At 73.4% G+C, this 18586-nt stretch carries 20 protein-coding genes; 3 read left to right on the forward strand and 17 right to left on the reverse strand.

Translation table 11 applies throughout. From position 1 onward, the window contains the following. Nucleotides 1-83: 83 nt before the first annotated feature. From ftsH to dacB, 5 genes are all read right to left on the reverse strand, one after another. On the reverse strand, nt 84-2138 hold the full coding sequence (gene ftsH, locus AB0F71_RS31385; protein ID WP_360241505.1) for an ATP-dependent zinc metalloprotease FtsH: 2055 nt from the start codon (nt 2136-2138) through the stop codon (nt 84-86). A gap of 227 nt (nt 2139-2365) precedes the next feature. Further along, a complete protein-coding gene (hpt, locus tag AB0F71_RS31390) occupies nt 2366-2920 on the reverse strand; it encodes a hypoxanthine phosphoribosyltransferase (RefSeq protein ID WP_045692298.1) in 555 nt (184 codons plus the stop codon). 70 nt (nt 2921-2990) lie between these two features. Continuing rightward, nucleotides 2991-4118, reverse strand: coding sequence for a tRNA lysidine(34) synthetase TilS (gene tilS, locus AB0F71_RS31395; protein WP_360241509.1), 1128 nt, complete (start codon nt 4116-4118; stop codon nt 2991-2993). 323 nt (nt 4119-4441) lie between these two features. Next, nucleotides 4442-5626, reverse strand: coding sequence for a zinc-dependent metalloprotease (locus tag AB0F71_RS31400; RefSeq protein WP_360241512.1), 1185 nt, complete (start codon nt 5624-5626; stop codon nt 4442-4444). 297 nt (nt 5627-5923) lie between these two features. Beyond that, entirely contained in the window at nt 5924-7474 is a 1551-nt protein-coding gene (gene dacB, locus AB0F71_RS31405; RefSeq protein WP_360241515.1) for a D-alanyl-D-alanine carboxypeptidase/D-alanyl-D-alanine-endopeptidase, read from the reverse strand. Nucleotides 7475-7634: 160 nt separating this feature from the next. Here dacB and AB0F71_RS31410 point away from each other — a divergent pair, with 160 nt between their 5' ends. Beyond that, nucleotides 7635-8126: an inorganic diphosphatase gene (locus AB0F71_RS31410; protein ID WP_189924907.1), complete on the forward strand. Its 492-nt coding sequence runs from the start codon at nt 7635-7637 to the stop codon at nt 8124-8126. 112 nt (nt 8127-8238) lie between these two features. Here AB0F71_RS31410 and AB0F71_RS31415 read toward each other — a convergent pair whose 3' ends face one another. The 3 genes from AB0F71_RS31415 to AB0F71_RS31425 form a co-directional block, all read right to left on the reverse strand. After that, nucleotides 8239-8448, reverse strand: a complete 210-nt coding sequence (locus AB0F71_RS31415) for a dodecin (RefSeq protein ID WP_360241519.1) — start codon at nt 8446-8448, stop codon at nt 8239-8241. Between the two features lie 106 nt (nt 8449-8554). Then, nucleotides 8555-9514 carry an asparaginase gene (locus AB0F71_RS31420; protein ID WP_360241522.1) on the reverse strand — a complete coding sequence of 320 codons (960 nt, stop codon included), beginning with the start codon at nt 9512-9514 and terminating at the stop codon, nt 8555-8557. Nucleotides 9515-9587: 73 nt separating this feature from the next. Beyond that, nucleotides 9588-10205: an ABC transporter substrate-binding protein gene (locus AB0F71_RS31425; RefSeq protein ID WP_360241525.1), complete on the reverse strand. Its 618-nt coding sequence runs from the start codon at nt 10203-10205 to the stop codon at nt 9588-9590. A 484-nt stretch (nt 10206-10689) separates the two neighbouring features. Between AB0F71_RS31425 and dtd the strand changes: the two genes are divergently transcribed. Continuing rightward, nucleotides 10690-11130: a D-aminoacyl-tRNA deacylase gene (dtd, locus tag AB0F71_RS31430; protein WP_350509234.1), complete on the forward strand. Its 441-nt coding sequence runs from the start codon at nt 10690-10692 to the stop codon at nt 11128-11130. Between the two features lie 59 nt (nt 11131-11189). Here the strand turns inward: dtd and AB0F71_RS31435 are convergent, their stop codons facing one another. The 3 genes from AB0F71_RS31435 to AB0F71_RS31445 all read right to left on the reverse strand — a co-directional run bounded on the left by AB0F71_RS31435 (nt 11190) and on the right by AB0F71_RS31445 (nt 13345). Continuing rightward, the gene (locus tag AB0F71_RS31435; protein WP_360241619.1) at nt 11190-12152 is read right to left on the reverse strand and encodes a folate-binding protein; all 963 of its coding nucleotides are present in this window, start codon (nt 12150-12152) and stop codon (nt 11190-11192) included. Nucleotides 12153-12171: 19 nt separating this feature from the next. Next, nucleotides 12172-12654 carry a Fur family transcriptional regulator gene (locus AB0F71_RS31440; protein ID WP_360241528.1) on the reverse strand — a complete coding sequence of 161 codons (483 nt, stop codon included), beginning with the start codon at nt 12652-12654 and terminating at the stop codon, nt 12172-12174. A gap of 106 nt (nt 12655-12760) precedes the next feature. Then, a complete protein-coding gene (locus AB0F71_RS31445; RefSeq protein ID WP_360241531.1) occupies nt 12761-13345 on the reverse strand; it encodes an FABP family protein in 585 nt (194 codons plus the stop codon). A gap of 370 nt (nt 13346-13715) precedes the next feature. On the opposite strand from AB0F71_RS31445, the gene AB0F71_RS31450 reads away from it, so the two are divergent. After that, nucleotides 13716-14078: a DsrE family protein gene (locus tag AB0F71_RS31450; protein ID WP_360241533.1), complete on the forward strand. Its 363-nt coding sequence runs from the start codon at nt 13716-13718 to the stop codon at nt 14076-14078. Nucleotides 14079-14082: 4 nt separating this feature from the next. Here AB0F71_RS31450 and AB0F71_RS31455 read toward each other — a convergent pair whose 3' ends face one another. The 6 genes from AB0F71_RS31455 to AB0F71_RS31480 form a co-directional block, all read right to left on the reverse strand. Further along, nucleotides 14083-14319: a hypothetical protein gene (locus tag AB0F71_RS31455; protein ID WP_360241622.1), complete on the reverse strand. Its 237-nt coding sequence runs from the start codon at nt 14317-14319 to the stop codon at nt 14083-14085. Between the two features lie 101 nt (nt 14320-14420). Further along, nucleotides 14421-14711, reverse strand: a complete 291-nt coding sequence (locus AB0F71_RS31460) for a DUF1416 domain-containing protein (protein WP_045692289.1) — start codon at nt 14709-14711, stop codon at nt 14421-14423. A gap of 37 nt (nt 14712-14748) precedes the next feature. Continuing rightward, a complete protein-coding gene (locus AB0F71_RS31465) occupies nt 14749-15585 on the reverse strand; it encodes a sulfurtransferase (RefSeq protein ID WP_360241537.1) in 837 nt (278 codons plus the stop codon). Between the two features lie 251 nt (nt 15586-15836). Then, nucleotides 15837-15917, reverse strand: coding sequence for an Ms5788A family Cys-rich leader peptide (locus AB0F71_RS31470; RefSeq protein WP_350517234.1), 81 nt, complete (start codon nt 15915-15917; stop codon nt 15837-15839). 257 nt (nt 15918-16174) lie between these two features. Continuing rightward, the gene (locus tag AB0F71_RS31475) at nt 16175-16894 is read right to left on the reverse strand and encodes a DUF2993 domain-containing protein (protein ID WP_360241540.1); all 720 of its coding nucleotides are present in this window, start codon (nt 16892-16894) and stop codon (nt 16175-16177) included. A gap of 132 nt (nt 16895-17026) precedes the next feature. Next, complete coding sequence (locus AB0F71_RS31480; protein WP_360241543.1) at nt 17027-18583, reverse strand: hypothetical protein; 1557 nt, start codon at nt 18581-18583, stop codon at nt 17027-17029. Nucleotides 18584-18586: the final 3 nt, after the last annotated feature.

Below are 18586 nucleotides of genomic sequence, written 5' to 3' on the forward strand. Positions count from 1 at the left end.
AGACTGTGGCTGAACAGCACGGATGCCGCGCCTCCAGGGTACAAACCCTGGTGACGCGGCATCCATTCCGACCGGAGTCCGGCTCAGCCCTCGGTCGGCGGCTCGGCCGCCGGCAGCGGCGGGAGCTTCACGACGTCGACCGGAGCGGTGTCGGAGGCGGCGGCGCCGTTGGTGAGCGCCAGCTCCTTCGGCGACTGCACCGGCGGCCGGGTGGACGGCGTGCGACGGGCGGAGCCCGTCCAGGCCGGCCGGGCCGGGCGCTTGACGATCGGGGCGAAGATCTCGGCGATCTGCTCCTTGTTCAGGGTCTCCTTCTCCAGGAGCTCCAGGACCAGGTTGTCGAGCACGTCACGGTTCTCGACCAGGATCTCCCAGGCCTCGTTGTGCGCGCTCTCGATGAGCTTCTTGACCTCTTCGTCGACCAGCCCGGCGACCTCTTCCGAGTAGTCGCGCTGGTGGCCCATCTCGCGGCCCAGGAAGGGCTCCGAGTTGTCGTTGCCGAACTTGATCGCGCCCAGGCGCTCGGTCATGCCGTACTGGGTGACCATGGCCCGCGCCGTGGCGGTGGCCTTCTCGATGTCGTTCGAGGCGCCGGTGGTCGGGTCGTGGAAGACCAGCTCCTCCGCCGCGCGCCCGCCCAGCATGTAGGCCAGCTGGTCGAGCATCTCGTTGCGGGTGGTGGAGTACTTGTCCTCCTCCGGCAGCACCATGGTGTAGCCGAGGGCCCGACCGCGGGACAGGATGGTGATCTTGTGCACCGGGTCGCTGTACTGGCAGGCCGCCGCGACCAGGGCGTGACCGCCCTCGTGGTACGCGGTGATCTTCTTCTCCTTGTCGGACATGATCCGCGTGCGCTTCTGCGGACCGGCCACGACGCGGTCGATCGCCTCGTCCAGGATGCCGTTGTCGATCAGCTTCTTGTCCGAGCGGGCGGTCAGCAGCGCGGCCTCGTTGAGCACGTTCGAGAGGTCGGCGCCGGTGAAGCCGGGGGTGCGCTTGGCGACGGCCGACATGTCGACGTCGGGCGCGATCGGCTTGCCCTTCTGGTGCACCTTGAGGATGTCCAGACGGCCCTGGAGGTCGGGGCGCTCGACCGCGATCTGGCGGTCGAAGCGGCCCGGGCGCAGCAGCGCCGGGTCCAGGATGTCGGGGCGGTTGGTCGCCGCGATCAGGATCACGCCGCCCTTGACGTCGAAGCCGTCCATCTCGACCAGCAGCTGGTTGAGGGTCTGCTCGCGCTCGTCGTGGCCACCGCCGAGGCCCGCACCGCGGTGCCGGCCGACGGCGTCGATCTCGTCGACGAAGATGATCGCCGGGGCGTTCGCCTTGGCCTGCTCGAAGAGGTCGCGGACGCGGCTGGCGCCGACACCCACGAACATCTCGACGAAGTCGGAGCCGGAGATCGAGTAGAACGGCACCCCGGCCTCGCCCGCGACGGCACGCGCCAGCAGGGTCTTGCCGGTCCCGGGCGGGCCGTAGAGCAGCACACCCTTGGGGATCTTGGCGCCGACGGCCTGGAACTTGGCCGGCTCCTGGAGGAACTCCTTGATCTCGTGGAGCTCCTCGACCGCCTCGTCGGCACCGGCGACGTCCGCGAAGGTGGTCTTCGGGGTGTCCTTGGTGAGCAGCTTGGCCTTGGACTTGCCGAACTGCATGACGCGCGAGCCGCCGCCCTGCATCTGGTTCATCAGGAACAGGAAGACCAGGACGATGATCACGATCGGCAGCATCGACAGCAGCAGGCTGACGAAGGTGCTCTGCTTCTCGGGACTGACCGTGTAGCCCTCGGCGAGGGTGCCCGGGTCCTTGTCGTTGATCTGGGCCTGCAGCTTGTCGGCCAGGGCGACACCCTGGTCGCCGATGTACGAGGCCTGGAACTTGTTGCCGGACGGGACCTTGCCCGTGCCGGCGTTGGACAGCGTGGCGCCGTCCTTCAACTGGATCTTGATCGTGTTCGAGTCACCGGTGGTGATCTGCGCCGACTTGACGTTGTGCGCATCGATCGCTGCGACGACCTGCCCGGTGTCCACCGTCTTGTAGCCGTTCGAGTCCGAAACGACCTGCATCAGTACGATGACGGCGAGGACGGCCAGCACGATCCACATGATCGGCGCACGGAAGTATCGCTTGACGTCCATCCATGCGGGGCGTTGCCGCCCCGTCCCTCCTGCCACTCAGCGGCGCCGGGAGGCTTTGGGCCGCGGCGCAATCCGAATCGATGCTCATGTGAAGAGCGGTTTATTGGACCGTACCGCAGTCCGACCCACCCATGGCGGGAGCACGGCGACACGGCTTAGCTTCTTTGTCCCCCGGTCCAACGGGCGGGAACAACCCTCTGTTCCCGCCCATAGCCCGAACGGAGCCCTCAGCCGCCGTAAACGTGCGGGGCGAGGGTCCCGATGAAGGGGAGGTTACGCAGCTTCTCCGCGTAGTCCAGGCCGTAGCCGACCACGAACTCGTTGGGGATGTCGAAACCGACGTACTTCACGTCGATCTCGACCTTGGCCGCGTCCGGCTTGCGCAGCAGGGTGCAGACCTCCAGCGAGGCCGGGCCGCGCGAGCCCAGGTTGCCCAGCAGCCAGGACAGCGTCAGACCGGAGTCGATGATGTCCTCGACGATCAGGACGTCCCGACCGGCGATGTCGGTGTCCAGGTCCTTCAGGATGCGCACCACACCGGAGGACTTGGTCCCCATGCCGTAGGAGGAGACGGCCATCCAGTCCATCGTGACCTGCGAGTGCAGGGCCCGGGCCAGGTCGGCCATCACCATGACGGCCCCCTTGAGGACACCGACGATCAGCAGGTCCTTGCCTGCGTAGTCCCGGTCGATCCGCTCGGCCAGCTCCTGGAGCTTGGCGTCGATCTCGTCCTTGCTGATGAGCACCTTCGCGAGGTCAGCGCCCATGTCGTTCTGGTCCACCGGGGATACGTCCTCAAACGTTCGGGGTCTGTGTGGCCGGCGGCCGGCTCCCCCGGGACGTGCCTCGCCCTCAGTCGCCCTGCCGCCGAAAGACCAGCGTGCCACACCTACGGGTGGCCTCGACGCCCCCGGGTAGGTGCAGCGGCCCCTGGCCGCGCCATCCGGTGACCAGCAGGTCCACCGTCTCCAGGTGCCGGGCGAAGAGGTCCCCGGCCGGGCAGCCCGCCCGCAGCGCCGCCCGCCGCAGCACCCGGCGCCGGACGGCGGACGGCAGTTCGGCCAGTTTCACGGCGTCCAGGGTGCCCTCGCCCGTACGGAGGTCGCGCTCGGCCAGCGAGGCCCACTGGTCGAGGGCGTCGGCGTCGTCGCGGAACAGCCGGGCGGTGCGGGCCAGCGCCTCGACCACGCCGCCGCCCAGGTGCTTCTCCAGCACCGGCAGCACCTCGTGGCGGACCCGGGAGCGGGTGTAGGCGGGATCACAGTTGTGCGGGTCGTCCCAGACCGGGATCGCCTGGGCGGAGCAGGCCTGCCGGGTGGCCGCCCGGTCCAGCTCCAGCAGCGGGCGGCGGTAGCGGCCCTTCTGGGCCGGCATCCCGGCCAGCGAGCGGGAGCCGGAGCCGCGGGCCAGGCCCAGCAGCACGGTCTCGGCCTGGTCGTCCCGGGTGTGGCCGAGCAGCACCGCGATCGCGCCGTGGCGCTCGGCGGCCTCGTCCAGGGCGGCGTAGCGGGCGTCCCGGGCGGCGGCCTCGGGGCCGCCGGCCCGGCCGACCCGCACCGGGACGGCCTCGACCGGGTCCAGGCCCAGCGAGCGCAGGCGCTCGGCGACCTGGGCGGCGCGGTCGGCGGAGCCGTCCTGGAGGCCGTGGTCGACGGTGACGGCGCCGACCCGCAGGCCGATCTTGGGGGCCTCGAAGGCGGCGGCGATGGCCAGCGCCATCGAGTCCGCGCCGCCGCTGACGGCGACCAGGACCAGCGGCGAGCCGGGGGCGGCCGGGGTGCGCGGCAGCCCGGAGGGGTGGCGGGCGGCGTTGCCGATCAGGGTGGTGCCGACGGCGGCACCGACCAGCGGCGCCCCGGCAGGGCGCTCACGGGGTTCGCGCACGGGCGCGGTGAAGGTGGTACCGGCCTCGGCGGCGAGGTCGGTGAGCGTACGGCGAACGGCCAGGCGTATCGCTGCGACGGCGGGGTGAGGGCCCACGGCGGACGACTCCTCGACGGAGGGGACAGGACTGCGGCGGGCGGCCGGAGCCGCGCACCTGAATAGCGCCGCGTTACCGGGCGCTCACAGATGGTGGCAGAAAGTGGCGGGCCGCTACGCCACCCGCGCCACCAGTACGACCACCGTCCCACGTACGGGTGAATGGAGAAACGTATCTTCACCCATCACCTGCCCGATTGGACCACTCGTACGAGCGGGTTTGACCGCCGCCGACCGCCGGCGGTCCCCCGGTCCTCCGGGAATGCCCGATCCGGGCCTCCCCAGGGGCCCTTCCGGGCCCTTCCGGGCTCTTCCCGGGGGCCTCAGCGGCCGACCCGGGCGACCCAGGCGGCCGGGTCGTGGATCTCGTCCTTGGTCGGCAGGGTGTTCGGGGACGTCCACACCCGGTTGAAGCCCTCCATGCCGACCTGCTCCACCACGGCCCGGACGAACACCGCGCCGTCCTGGTACTGCCGCAGCTTGGCGTCCATGCCCAGCAGTCGGCGCAGCATCAGGTCCAGCCGGTTCGCCCCGCGGTCGCGGCGCTGCTGGAACTTCTCCCGGATCTCCGCCACCGTCGGCACCACGGCCGGGCCGACGCCGTCCATCACCACGTCCGCGTGGCCCTCCAGCAGCGACATCACCGCCGTCAGCCGACCGAGGATCTCGCGCTGGGCGGGTGACTGGACGATCTCCAGCAGGTTCCCGCCGGGGGCGCTGTCCCGGCCCTCCCGGGTGCCGGTGCCCGGCAGGCCGGCGCCGAGCGAGCCCGCCGCGTCGCGCAGCCGCTCCAGCAGCGCGCCCGGGTCCACGTCCGTCTCGGCCAGGAAGGACTGCACCTCGGACTGGATGTGGTCGCGCAGCCACGGCACCGCGGTGAACTGGGTGCGGTGGGTCTCCTCGTGCAGGCAGACCCAGAGCCGGAAGTCGGACGGGTCGACGTCCAGCTCGCGCTCGACGTGCACGATGTTCGGCGCCACCAGCAGCAGCCGGCCCGGCCCCGCGCCCTCCGGGCCCAGCCGCGGCTTGTCGAACAGCGCCGCCGGGCTGTCCGGCGCCTCCAGCGAGGGCTCGGCCGGGGCGAAGGTCTCGTACTGGCCCAGCACCTTGGTGGCCAGGAACGCCAGCAGCGCGCCGACCTCGATCCCGGTGGCCTTCTCCCCCACCGCCCCGAAGACGCCCGCCGCCGCACTGTTGGCCCGCCGCGCCTGGAGCTTCTCCACCAGCGGCTGGACCACCGTGCGGAAGCCCGCCACGTTCGCCCGGACCCAGCCCGGGCGGTCCACCACCAGCACCGGCGTCGCGGCGGCCGCGGCCAGACTGCTCGACCGCATCCCGGTGAACGCCCGCACGTGCTCCTCGGCCTCCAGCGCGTGCCGGCGCAGCTCGGCGACGACCGCCGCCGCCTCGGCCCGGCTCACCTCCGGCCCCGGCCGCACCAACCTGGTCGCAGTAGCGACCGCGAGATTCCAGTCGACCATGTCAGCCCCGCCGCTCGCGCTCGTCATGCCCTCACCGTACGTGCTCCCCACCGTCAACGGCAGCCACCCGCCACGAACACCTCCGCCCCCTCCGGGGCGGCAGTGGCGGCGGCCGGGGACGGTCCGTTCCCCCGCCCGCCGCGCCCCGTCCGGGCCGCGGCGTGGGCCGCCGGCACCGGCTCGGGCGAGGTCGACGCGAGGGCCGCCCGCTCTCCGGGCAGCCTGCCCGTGGGCCCGCCCGCTCGAACCCGGCCACCGCCCCCGGATCCCGCCGGGGCGGGACACCGCGGCGGACACCGCGGCGGCGGGCGGCGGGGAGCGGGGTCAGTGGCAGCCGCAGGAGGCGAGGCGGGCGGCGATCCGGTCCACGGCGGCGCGGGCGGTGTCCGCCGACGCGGTGGTGCGGGTCATCACGGCGAAGACCAGCAGGCGGCCGTCGGCGTCCACCACGGTGCCCGCGAGGGTGTTGACCCCGCTGATGGTGCCGGTCTTGGCGCGGATCAGGCCAGCCGCGTCGGCGGCGCCGGAGCCCGAGCCGTAGCGCTTGGCGAGGGTGCCGGTGAACCCGGCGACCGGGAGGCCGGTGAGGACCGGGCGCAGCGCGGGGTGCTGGTCGGAGGCGGCCAGCGCGAGCAGCCGGACCAGGACGGCGGGCGGGATCCGGTTGTCCGTGTTCAGGCCGCTGCCGTCGTTGAGGACCACGCCGGTCATCGGCACGCTGAGCCTGCCGAGTTCCTTGGTGACGGCAGTCGCCGCGCCCTCGTAACTGGCCGGCTGGTGCCCGGCGAGGGCGACCTGGCGGGCGACCGCCTCGGCGAGCTGGTTGTCCGAGGTGGTGAGCAGGCGCTCGATCAGCCGGGCGAGGGTCGGCGAGTCGACCTTGCCGAGGACGGGGGCGTCGGCGGCGGCCGGGGCCGCGGCCGGCTTGGGCCTGCCCTCCACGGTGACGCCCTGGGCGGCCAGCATCGTGGCGAAGGCCGTGGCGGCCGCGCCGGCCGGGTCGGCGACCCGGGTCGGGGCCTCGTCCTTGCTCTTCGGGTCGACCCTGGCCTCGTCCACCATCAGCGGGACGACCAGGGCGAGGTTCTCGTTGTCGGGCTTCCGCTGCTGGGTGCTGTCGGGGTACAGCGACAGGTCGTAGTCCAGCCGGACGGTCGTGGTGCCGGCCGCCTTGAGGGCGGTGGCGGTCTGCCGGGCCAGCGACTCCAGCGAGGCCGGCGCGGTGTCGGCGTCGGCGGGCTGACCGCCGATCTGCACCTGGTCGGCGGGCAGCACGGTGAGGGTCGGGTCCCCGCCGCCGACCAGGGTGACGCAGCCCGGGTCCGCGCCGCGGACCACCCGGGTGGTGAGCCGGGTGTCGGCGGGGATCAGCGACAGGGCCGCGACCGAGGTGGCCAGCTTGGTGGTGGAGGCCGGGGTGGCCGGGGTGTTCTCGTTGGAGCCGTACAGGAGTTGACCGCCGGCCGCGTCCGCGACGGCGAGGGTCACGGTGCCCAGGCTCTTGTCGGCGAGGGCGGGGGCCAGCGCCTGCTGGAGGCCCTGGGTGGTGGGGACGGCCGCCTCCTGGCCGTCCCCGGCGACGGCCAGGACGGCGCCCGCCGCGGGCACCGGGCGCGCGACCGGCGATCCGCTGCCACCGCCGGCACCGCTGCCACCGGGCGTGGCGGCGGGCGGCTCGGCCCGGCGGGCGGGGCTCCGGTCCGGCGTCGGCCCGCTCCTCCCCTGCTCGCCCTTGCGTCCGTCGCGGCCATCGCGGCCGCCCTGGTCACCCTGCTCGCCCTGGTCGCCACGGCCGTTGTCGTCCTCGCCCCGCCCCGCGCTGTGCCCGCCCGGCGCCGGGGACGGCTGCGCGTACGCACCGCCCGCTCCCAGCACCGTCCCGGCGACCAGGAGGGCCGCTCCGAACAGCCCTGCGGCCCTACCCCCGCGACGTCGCGCCGCCCCCGCCCCAGCTCCCACCGACCGGCCCCTTTCCCCAGCACTCACTCCCGTAGGAGACACTTGGATTCTGTCAGTCCCTACCTTGGAGGAACCGTTGGAATTCGACGTCCTTATCGAAATCCCGAAGGGCTCTCGTAACAAGTACGAGGTCGACCACGAGACCGGCCGTCTGCGGCTCGACCGGATGCTCTTCACGTCGACCCGTTACCCGGCCGACTACGGCTACGTCGAGGGCACGCTCGGCGAGGACGGCGACCCGCTGGACGCCCTGGTCATCCTGGACGAGCCGACCTTCCCCGGCTGCCTCATCAAGTGCCGCGCCATCGGCATGTTCCACATGACCGACGAGGCCGGCGGCGACGACAAGCTGCTGTGCGTCCCGGCGACCGACCCGCGCTGGGAGCACCTGCGGGACATCCACCACGTGTCGGAGTTCGACCGCCTGGAGATCCAGCACTTCTTCGAGGTCTACAAGGACCTGGAGCCGGGCAAGTCGGTCGAGGGCGCCAACTGGGTCGGCCGGGTCGAGGCCGAGGCCGAGGTCACCGCCTCGATCAAGCGTCTCGCGGAGCAGGGCGGCCACTGATCCGTCGTTCCGATCTAGGTCGGGACAGCCAGGGGGCCGGGGCCCGCGGACCGATCCGCGGGTCCCGGCCCCTGCCGTTCCGGGAGGCGTTCCGGGAGGCGCTCCGAAGGGCTCAGTCCTCCAGCCGGAAGCCGACCTTCAACCCGACCTGGTAGTGCTTCACCTGGCCGTCCTCGATGTGGCCGCGGATCTCCGTGACCTCGAACCAGTCGAGGTTGCGCAGCGTCCGGGAGGCCCGCTCCACCCCGTTGCGGATGGCCGAGGCGACGCTCTCGGTCGAGGACCCGACGATCTCGGTCACCCGGTACACGTGGTCGGTCATGGCGGACTCCCTCAGCTGTACGACGGCCCCCGTCCACCGTGCACCGCCCCCGCCCGGCCCGCACCCCGACGACGGCCGACCGAAGGCCGACCGCAGGCCAGGAACCCTAGAACGCCGCGCGGACCTCGCCGACCGGGACGCCGCCGCCGAACAGCGGGGCCGCGCCGATCCGCTCGACCACGTCGTCCGCGCCGGCCACCCCGAGCCGGCGCAGCGCCGCCGCCAGCACCGGGCCGCGGGCCCGCTCGGAGCCGTCGTCGATCTTGAAGGCGAGCGCCCGGCCGTCCGCCAGCGCGACCACCTGGACGGCCTCGGCGCCCATCTTGGACAGCGCGCCCGGAACGGCCCGCATCAGCAGGGTGTCGGCCCGGCGGGTGCCGGCCACGTACTCGGGGTGGGCGCGCATCGCGTCGGCCACCCGCCGCTGCGCGGTGCCCTCCCCGGCGAGCACCAGGCTGCGGTAGCCGCGGGCCAGGCCGGTCAGCGTGACGGCGAGCAGCGGGGCACCGCAGCCGTCCACCCCGGTGTGCACCGGGGTCTCACCGGTGCCCTCGGCCAGGGCCTCGCGGGCGAGCCCCTGGATCGGGTGCGCCGGGTCGAGGTACGCCTCGGTGTCCCAGCCGTTGGCGACGCAGGCGGCCAGCCAGCCGGCGTGCTTGCCGGAGCAGTCCATCAGGATCGGGGCGCGCCGTCCGCCGGCGGCGAGCAGCAGCTCCGCCTCGGTCTCGTCCAGGGGCAGGTCGGCCGGGGTGCGCAGGGCCGACTCGTCGAGGCCGGCGGAGCCCAGGATGGCCCGTACGCCCTCGAGGTGGAACGATTCTGCGGAGTGGCTGGAGGCCGCCAGGGCCAGCAGCTCGCCCTCGATCGCCAGCCCGGCCCGCAGGGTCGCCATCGCCTGGAACGGCTTGGCCGTCGAGCGCGGGAAGACCGGCGCCTCGGGATCGCCGAGCGCGAACTCCACCGAACCGTCGGCGGCCAACAGAACCAGGGAGCCGTGGTGCCTGCCCTCGGTGAAGCCCGAGCGTATGACCTCGGCGAGCACGGGCGGGGTGGCGGACTGGGACATCGCGGAGCCTTCCGGGGGCGAGGGTGGGCCGGGAGGAAGCCGGACCCACCCGCCCCACGACGACTCACCCGGTCTAGAGCGGCCTCTCCGAGAGCAGGTCGTCGACCCGTGCTTCCCCATCACGGTACCTGCGGGTGATCTCGGCATTGCAACCGTCCGCCGTCCGCAGCAGCCGCTGGCGCCGGCCGGACACCTCGCGCTCGTGGGCGCGCAGCCGCTCCAGGGCGGCCAGCAGTTCCTCCGCCGGGTGGGCCGCCAGGTCGGCGAGCTGGACGTCGCCCATCAGCGCGTCCGCCTCCAGCTGGGACTCCTGGGTGCGCGGCGGGCCGAGGGTGACGTGCCGGGCCGAGCGCCGCACCGTGGAGGGCGCGTCGGTCAGGATGGCCGGCAGCCGGTCCAGCAGGTCGCCGCCGGGCCCCTCGCCGGCCGCCGGGGCCGGGTGGGCGGGGCCGCCGCCGGGGCGCCGGTCGAGCTCGGCGCGCAGGATGTCCATCCGCCCGTGCAGCAGCCGCCGCAGGTAGGACAGGTCGGCCTCCTGGGCCAGGGTCTCCCGGCGCAGGATCCGCAGCTGGTCCAGGCCCAGCGCCTCCAGGTCGGGCTCACCGTCCTGAACGGCCGTCCAGGGCCGGTCCCCGGCGGCCTGCGCCACCGGTCCGGAACGGCTCCACGCCGCGCTGCTCGCGTCCATCATCCAACCCACCTGCCGTCGTCCGATCCCGCCCGCTCGCGGCACTCCGTCCCTGCCGCCGGCCCGGCCCGTCCCCCGACGGGCTCGTGCGTCCCGTCCGTTGGCACGCCCGGGGGCCCCGAAGGGTTCCACTCCCCGGCCGGGACCACCCGCCGGGGCGACCCCGACAGAACGCCTGACCTACCGGCTCGACCGCCCGGCCGAACCCCGGCCCGGTGCGGCGGACCTCCAAGCGCGCCGGGCCCTTCGTACGGTCCCCCAGCGTGCCACCCCACCCGGCGCGCGCGCACCGCCCGTGCACCCGAACGGCCCCCTGGCGAACGGGGGTGGCTGATATGACCGGGTCTTTCCGCAGCAGGAGCAGCGCCCGAACCTGCGCAGGCGCGCACTGCACGGCGTGCGCCACCCTTGCGCGCGCCCCGGGTGTACGCCCGCGGATTCCCCCGAGACCCCACGGGGCGCTCGTGCGCTCCGGCACAATGGCGGCATGCGAGCAGTGGTGCAGCGAGTGACCGAGGCCCGGGTGACCGTGGCCGGAGAGACCGTCGGCGCGATCGAGGGGCCCGGGCTCTGCGTCCTGGTCGGCGTGACCCACGAGGACACCCCGGCCAAGGCGGCCCAACTGGCCCGCAAGCTCTGGACGCTGCGGATCCTGCCGGTCAACGGCGAGGGTGTGGAGCAGAGTTGCTCGGACATCGGCGGCCCGCTGCTGGTGATCAGCCAGTTCACCCTCTACGGCGACGCCCGCAAGGGCCGCCGGCCCACCTGGACCGCCGCCGCCCCCGGGCCGGTCGCCGAGCCGCTGGTGGACGAGGTGGTGGCCCAACTGCGCGCGCTGGGCGCCAAGGTGGAGACCGGCCGGTTCGGCGCCGACATGCAGGTGGCGCTGGTGAACGACGGCCCGTTCACCGTCCTGGTCGAGGTCTGAGGCCCCGGCGGGCCCGAGGGCCGGACCCCTGAGGCCCCGGCACGACCCCTCGCCCCGGCCTACTGCGGGACGATCACGTCCTGGGTGCCCGGCACCGTGCCGGCCAGCAGCACCGCGTCCACCGGGACGTTCCGCTTGACGACCGCCAGCGCGATCGGCCCCAGCTCGTGGTGCCGGGCCGAGGAGGTCACGACGCCCAGCGCCCGCCCGTCCGGGTCGGAGGCCAGCCGCACCTCGGTGCCGTGCGGGGGCAGCGTCTCCTCGGTGCCGTCCAGGTGCAGGAAGACCAGCCGGCGCGGCGGGCGGCCCAGGTTGTGCACCCGGGCGACGGTCTCCTGGCCGCGGTAGCAGCCCTTCTGCAGGTGGACGGCGGTGCGCAGCCAGTCCACCTCGTGCGGGATGGTCCGGTGGTCGGTCTCGAAGCCGAGCCGGGGCCGGTGGCCCTCGATCCGCAGCGCCTCGTAGGCCCAGACGCCGGCCGCCGGGCCGTACCCGGCGGTGCGCTCCGCCAGCTCGGCGCGCGGCACGAACAGGTCGCGGCCGTACGGGAGTTCGCGGACGGCGGCGGCGCCCTCGACGGAGCCGGTGGAGCCGGCCGGCAGGTGGACCACGGCGTAGTCGGCGGTCGCGTCGGCGACCTCCACCCGGTAGAAGAACTTCATGCTCTCCAGGTAGCCGACCAGCGCCTCCTGGGTGCCGGGCTCGACGTGCGCCCAGGTGGTGGTGCCGTCGTCGACCAGGTAGAGGGCGTGCTCGACGTGCCCGTTCGGGGATAGCACCAGCGCCTCGGTGGCGTGCTGCGGCTCCAGCCCGCTGACGTGCTGGGTGAGCAGCAGGTGCAGCCAGGCGAGCCGGTCCGCGCCGGTGACGGTGACCACCCCGCGGTGCGAGAGGTCGACGAAGCCGGTGCCCCGGGACAGGTTCCGTTGCTCGCGGAAGATGTCGCCGTAGTGGGCGGCGACGCCCTCGTCGGCCCCCTCGGCGGGGACGGCTCCGGGCAGGGCAAGCAGCGGGCTCTTCACACCGGTCATACCGGCCAGCTTACGACCGCTCGGCGGCCGGCCCGGCGGCGCAGTCGGCGCAGCGGCCGAAGATGGCGAAATGCTTGAGGTCGGTGTCGAAGCCGTGCTGCTCGCGCAGCCGGTCGATCAGCGGCTGGGCGATCTCGGTGTCGGTCTCGGTGACCTTCTCGCAGTCCCGGCAGACCAGGTGGAGGTGGTGGTGGCGGCCGGCCAGGTGGTAGGTCGGGGCGCCGTGGCCGAGGTGGGCGTGCGAGACCAGGCCCAGCTCCTCCAGCAGCTCCAGGGTCCGGTAGACGGTGGAGATGTTGATGCCGCTGGCGGTCTTGCGGACGTGGCAGAGGATGTCGTCGGGGGTGGCGTGGTCGAGGGCGTCCACGGCCTCCAGCACGAGCTGCCGCTGCGGCGTGAGGCGGTAGCCGCGCTCGCGCAGGTCGGCCTTCCAGTCGCCGGAGAGCTGCCAGTCGGTGGTGCCGGTGTCCGCCACGGTTTCTGTCCCTGCCAAGGTCGGGGGTCCTGTGGCAAGTGTAGGGACCGGCCGCGGGCCGGTCCCTACTCGTGCACGGAACGTCTTGAACCGCGGCTGCTCGCCGCGGCCGCTCGGGCTGTGCCTACTTGAAGAAGGCGATGCCGTCGTCCGGCAGGTCGTTGATGTCCTTGATCAGCTGGGCCGGGCTGAGCACCTTCTTGAGCTGCGCGGACATGTACGGGCGCAGCGGCACGTTCGGGGCGGCCTTCTCGCCGACCCAGAGCAGCTCGCCGTTGACGAAGCCGAACAGCCGCTTGCCGCCGGTGTACTCCGGGGAGCCCTCGATCCGGGCCACCGCGTCGGTGGAGACGTCGACCTGCGGCTTGCCGTCGGCCAGCTCGCCGTACCAGATCTCGACCGTGCCGTCGTCGCGGACGGAGGAGATCTCGATCCCGCGGACACCGCTGGTGCCGTCGTGGTTGCTGGTGATGCGCCAGAAGGCGTGCTCGTTCTCCAGCGGGCGGACCTTCTCACCCTCCTCGTTCAGCACCCAGGTGCGGGAGCGGAACTCCAGGAAGGGACGGCCGTCGTGGCGGATCACGATCTCCTGGCCGAAGTTGCACTTCTCCGTGCCGGGGAAGTCGTACACGCCCGCGCCCTCCCAGGTACCGAGGAGGAAGGCGAGCGGGACGACGTCCCTGTGGAGGTCAGAAGGGATCTCGATCATGTTCCTGGTCGCTGTCGTGGTCGGTGCGGTCTGCCTCAACCGTACGGCAGGGTCAGCGCTGGCCCTGGTACAGCTTCATCACCGAGAAGATGGCGAACCAGGTGATCAGCACGGCCATCAGGGCCAGCAGACCGTCGAAGAAGATTTCCAGACCGGACACGGGGGGCTCCCAGGCGGCGACAGTGTGGTGGATTTTGCTCGCGCTCACTCTATCCGGAGGGCTACGGTCGGTCGCGGTGAGCCCCACCACGTCGGCTTCCGCGCCGCAGCGTCAGGCGCCGCACCGCCTCCCCGGGGCGCCGTTCAAGGTTTGCCCATGGGATTCCACGATGACGGCGGACGGGGGCGGCGGGACCTCTAAGGTGGCGCCATGTCGAAGAAGCTCGTCATCAAGGTGACCGCCGGTGCGGACGCGCCGGAGCGGTGCTCGCAGGCCTTCACGGTGGCGGCCGTGGCCGTCGCCAGCGGGATCGAGGTCTCGCTGTGGCTGACCGGGGAGTCCTCCTGGTTCGCCCTGCCGGGGAAGGCGGCGGAGTTCGAGCTGCCGCACGCCGCACCGCTGCCGGACCTGCTGGAGTCGATCCTGGCGGCCGGCTCGGTGACGCTGTGCACCCAGTGCGCGGCCCGGCGCGGGATCGAGCAGAAGGACACCGTCGAGGGCGTCCGGATCGCGGGCGCGCAGGTCTTCGTCAGCGAGATCATGGCGGACGGCGTCCAGGCGCTGGTCTACTGACGCCCTACGGGCGTTCCTCGTGGTCGGGGCGGTTCCGGTCGTGGCCGGGCTCGTCCCACTTCGGGTCCTCCCAGCGCGGGTCGTTCCACCAGTCGTCGTCCGGGTCCCGCTTGTTGGCGAACACCGCGGCGGCCGGCGGGATGACCATCGCGACCACGCACAGGCCGACCGCGGCTCCCACCGAGAAGAACCGCACCACGCCCCAGGCCAGGACGAACAGGCCCAGGCACACGCCCATCATGGCGTAGTAGTAGCGCCGCCGGCGCCTCGTCTGCACGTCTTCCACGGTACGACCGAGGGCCCCCGCACGGCAGGGGCCCTCGGCGTGATCGTCCGTGCCGGTCAGACCGCGATCGCGACCTCGACGGCGGCGCCCTGGGAGGCCACCACCTGACGGTCCACGGTCTGGCCCGGGACCAGCGCCCGCAGGGTCCACTTGCCCGGGCGGGCGAAGAACCGGAACTGGCCGGTCGCCGAGGTGGGCACCTCGGCCGTGAACTCGTTGTTCTCGTCCAGCAGCCGGACGTAGCCGTTGACCGGCTCACCGTCGCGGGTCACCGAACCCTGGATGATCGTCTCGTTCGCCACGTCAACTCCTGCCAGGTCCGGCCCGCCGGCCTTCGCACCGCACATGTCTGTCTCCTTCTGACTTACGGGTCGAGCCGGGGGCTCAGTTGCTGCCGAGCTCGATCGGCACGCCGACCAGGCTGCCGTACTCGGTCCACGAGCCGTCGTAGTTCTTCACGTTCTCCTGGCCGAGGAGCTCGTGCAGCACGAACCAGGTGAGCGCGGAGCGCTCGCCGATCCGGCAGTAGGCGATGGTGTCCTTCGCCAGGTCGATGCCCTCGGCCTCGTAGAGGGCCTTGAGCTCGTCGTCGCTCTTGAAGGTGCCGTCGTCGTTGGCGTTCTTCGCCCACGGGATGTTGCGGGCGCTCGGCACGTGGCCGGGGCGCTGCGACTGCTCCTGCGGGAGGTGGGCCGGGGCGAGCAGCTTGCCGGAGAACTCGTCGGGCGAGCGGACGTCGACCAGGTTGAGGGTGCCGATGGCGGCGATCACGTCGTCGCGGAAGGCGCGGATCGAGGAGTCGGCGGCCTGCGCCTTGTACTCGGTGGCCGGGCGGGCCGGGACCTCGGCGACCAGGTCGCGGGAGTCCAGCTCCCACTTCTTGCGGCCGCCGTCCAGCAGGCGGACGTCGCCGTGGCCGTACAGCTTGAAGTACCAGTAGGCGTACGAGGCGAACCAGTTGTTGTTGCCGCCGTACAGGACGACGGTGTCGTCGTTGGCGATGCCCTTGGCGCTGAGCAGCGCCTCGAAGCCGGCCCGGTCGATGAAGTCGCGGCGGACCGGGTCCTGGAGGTCCTGCTTCCAGTCGATCCGGACGGCGTTGCGGATGTGGTTCTTGTCGTACGCGGAGGTGTCCTCGTCGACCTCGACGATGACGACCTTCGGGTCGTCCAGGTGGGCCTGGACCCAGTCGGCGTCGACCAGGACGTCGCTGCGGCTCATGGTGGTGTTCTCCATCCGAGGGCGGTTTGCGGAAGGTGCTGCTCAGCTGCTCAGCGGGGGTGCTGCCGGGGTGGTGCCGGGGTACCCGAACGGAGGCGGTCCGAAATCCTGTCCGAATGATGGGACGGGGGAGGGAAGCCGGGGCGATCGGGCGGGGAACTGCGGAGTACGGAGGACCATCGGCCCCGAGGGCCGGACGAGGTCACCGGAAGGTCGGCGGCGGGCACGAACTGCCCTGCCGGAATGCCGACTCAGCGCATTCGACACAGACAGGCGGCCACGCGGCACAGGTCGACCGCCCGCCGCTTCGTGAGATCCGTCTGTCGCTTCATGCCGACGATGCTAGGGACACCGGAGGCCCGCTGTCATCAGCGTATCGAATGCCGAGACCAGAACGACCGGATGCTGGGATTTGCCCTCGGTGCGGCCCGCCGGGCGGCGGGCGGGCCCCCGCCGGCGGCGCACAACGGGCGGAAACGACGCCGCTCCGCGGGCCGCGCTGGACAGCGCGTCTCGCGGAGCGGAACGGAGGGTGCCTCTTCGGACCGGCCGGCGGCGGCCGGAGGAGGAGGGCGAAGGAGGAGGGCGGTCAGCCCAGCAGCTTGACGCCCTTGCCCTCGAAGGACAGCTGGAGGCCCTCCGGCAGCGGCGCCACGCCGTCCTTGGCGGCCAGCTGGAGGCCGGCCGGCATCGAGTCCAGGGTGAAGGCGGCCGGCTCGATCTTCCGGTTGCCCAGCCCGGCGACCATCTCGGCCAGCGAGCTCAGCTTGAGGCCGTCCACGGTGATGGTGTTGCCCGTGTTGTGCACGGTGGCCTCACCCACCGAGACCGGCCCCAGCGAGGCCTTCACCTTGCCCGGGCCGCCGTACGACAGGCTCAGCCGGGCGTTGCCGCCGACCGGCAGCGGGCCGCCCATCAGCTGGGAGGCCGGGGGCAGCAGCTGGGCGAGGTCCTGGTAGCTGATCACGCCGCTGCCGGCGCCGCTGTCCACGGTCGCGCTGTTCAGGCTGTCGCTCACCTCGACCCCGGACAGCTTCGCCTTGAAGGAGTGCAGCGCCACCTGCTGCCCGTTGTTCTGGACGGTCAGTCCGTCCGAGGAGATCCGGACGTCGTCCAGCTTCTTCGAGACCACCTGGGTGAGGAACGGGAAGCCCTCGATCGTGACGTCCGGGCGCTGGCCCATCCGGCCGTTCTTCACCAACTGGTCGGCGGCCTCGTCCTCGGCCACGCCGACCGCGATCCGGTCCGCGCCCACCAGCAGCCCGGAAAGCACCACCAGGCCGATCGTCGCCTTCAGCCATCCGCGCATCGTGTCCCCCGTCGTCGCCGGTCGCCGTCGTCCGTCCCGGAGCCGCGCCGGGCGCGGCCCTCCCGCACGACCGTACGACGTCCCGCCCCGGAAGGTGGTTCCGGGGCGGGACGCGGTCGTGACGTACCCGACTCAGCCGGCCAGCAGGCCGGTGGCCATCCAGATCAGCGGCGCGGCCACCGCCAGCGGCAGCGCCACGCCCGCCGTCATGTGCACGAAGCGGGACGGGAAGTCGTACGCCGCGACCCGGCGGCCGACCAGCGCCCCCAGCCCGGCCAGCGCACCCAGCGCCACCGGCGCGCCCGCCAGGAAGCCCAGCAGCACCGCCGCGACCAGGCCCAGCACCGGGCCCAGCTGCTTCGGCCCGGGCAGCGGAGCCGCCGCCAGCAGGGTCGCCAGCGCGACCGCGCCCACCCCCGCCGGCACCCAGTCGGCCAGCAGCAGCGTGGTGCACAGCGCCGTCACCACGGTGGCCGAACCCAGCACGGTCAGCGCGTAGAACCGCTCCTTCGGGTCCGACGGACGGAACGTCTGGAGCACCAGCACCAGCAGGAAGAACCCGCCCAGGGCGCCCACCACGGCCGCCACGCCGCTGCCGGCGTCCGCCAGCAGCACCGCCACGTCGGCGGTGAGCCCGGCCAGCGCGGCCAGCAGGATGCCCTGCCGGGCCGGCCACATGCCGTTCAGCCGGAACCAGCCGGCCGCCGTGAGCAGCTGCAGCGCCGCCACCACCAGGGCCAGCGCCACCTGCCCCAGCGCGGCACCGCCGGCCAGCAGCGCGGCCACGGCGGCGGTGATCAGGGCGGGCTGGAGGCCCGGGTCGATGATCGGCGAACCGGTCCGGCCGCCCGGGGCCGGGGACGGGGCCGCAGCCGGGGACGGGGCCCCCGGGAACGGGCCGCCCGGCACCGGCTGCACCGGGACGGCGCCGTACGGCGGGGCCGCGGGCGCGTCCGGGCGCTTGAGCGTCATGGTCGGCTGGTCGAGGCCGGGCCCGGCACCGGGCGCCCCCACGGGCGGCGTGCCCACGGGCGGCACCGCGGCCGCGGGGTGCCCGAGCGGCGCGCCCTGCGGGGCGCCCTGCTGCGGGGCTGTCCGCGGCGCCGGAGCGGGCGCCCCGGCCGGGGCCGCGTGCCGCGCCCGGGAGGGCGGCGGCGGGGCCTGCTGCGGGGCCTGCTGCCCGTACGACTGAGCCGGCGGCGCCTGCGGCGGGTACGGCTGCGCCGCCGGAGGCTGCTGCGGGTACGACTGGGCCGGCCCCTGCGGCGGGTACGGCTGCGCCGCCGGCGGCTGGTGCACCGGCGGCCGGCCGTGCTGCGGCGGTCGGCCGTGCTGCGGCGGCGGGGCGACCGGCATCGCGCCGGAGACCGTCACCGGCGGCAGCAGCGTGGTGGCCGCCGCGTCGTCCAGCGGCGGGACGGGCGGGAGCAGCGTGGTCGCCGCGTCGTCCATCGGGGGCACCGGCGGCAGCAGGGTGGTGGCGGCCGCGTCGTCCAGTGCGGGCACCGGCGGCAGCACGGCGGTGGCGTCGGCGTCGTCCACCGGGTAGCCGTACGGGTGCTGCGGCGGTTGCGGCGCGTGCTGCGGCCGGTACTGCTGCGGCTGCGGATAGGGCTGCTGCGGCTGCTGCGGCCAGTTGCCGTAGCCGCCGCCGTGGTTCGGGTTGTTCGGGTCGTTCATGTCCGTCACGCC

The sequence above is a fragment of the Kitasatospora sp. NPDC028055 genome, assembly GCF_040637885.1.
Taxonomy (GTDB): domain Bacteria; phylum Actinomycetota; class Actinomycetes; order Streptomycetales; family Streptomycetaceae; genus Kitasatospora.

Excerpts from the sequence above, each read along its gene's own strand:
- AB0F71_RS31460 (WP_045692289.1), bottom strand. The coding sequence starts at position 14,711 with ATGTGCGGTGCGAAGGCCGGCGGGCCGGACCTGGCAGGAGTTGACGTG.
- AB0F71_RS31425 (WP_360241525.1), bottom strand. The coding sequence starts at position 10,205 with ATGATGGACGCGAGCAGCGCGGCGTGGAGCCGTTCCGGACCGGTGGCG.
- AB0F71_RS31420 (WP_360241522.1), bottom strand. The coding sequence starts at position 9,514 with ATGTCCCAGTCCGCCACCCCGCCCGTGCTCGCCGAGGTCATACGCTCG.
- AB0F71_RS31455 (WP_360241622.1), bottom strand. The coding sequence starts at position 14,319 with ATGATGGGCGTGTGCCTGGGCCTGTTCGTCCTGGCCTGGGGCGTGGTG.
- AB0F71_RS31415 (WP_360241519.1), bottom strand. The coding sequence starts at position 8,448 with ATGACCGACCACGTGTACCGGGTGACCGAGATCGTCGGGTCCTCGACC.
- AB0F71_RS31400 (WP_360241512.1), bottom strand. The coding sequence starts at position 5,626 with ATGACGAGCGCGAGCGGCGGGGCTGACATGGTCGACTGGAATCTCGCG.
- AB0F71_RS31465 (WP_360241537.1), bottom strand. The coding sequence starts at position 15,585 with ATGAGCCGCAGCGACGTCCTGGTCGACGCCGACTGGGTCCAGGCCCAC.
- AB0F71_RS31450 (WP_360241533.1), top strand. The coding sequence starts at position 13,716 with ATGTCGAAGAAGCTCGTCATCAAGGTGACCGCCGGTGCGGACGCGCCG.
- AB0F71_RS31445 (WP_360241531.1), bottom strand. The coding sequence starts at position 13,345 with ATGATCGAGATCCCTTCTGACCTCCACAGGGACGTCGTCCCGCTCGCC.
- ftsH (WP_360241505.1), bottom strand. The coding sequence starts at position 2,138 with ATGGACGTCAAGCGATACTTCCGTGCGCCGATCATGTGGATCGTGCTG.
- dtd (WP_350509234.1), top strand. The coding sequence starts at position 10,690 with ATGCGAGCAGTGGTGCAGCGAGTGACCGAGGCCCGGGTGACCGTGGCC.
- AB0F71_RS31470 (WP_350517234.1), bottom strand. The coding sequence starts at position 15,917 with ATGAAGCGACAGACGGATCTCACGAAGCGGCGGGCGGTCGACCTGTGC.
- AB0F71_RS31475 (WP_360241540.1), bottom strand. The coding sequence starts at position 16,894 with ATGCGCGGATGGCTGAAGGCGACGATCGGCCTGGTGGTGCTTTCCGGG.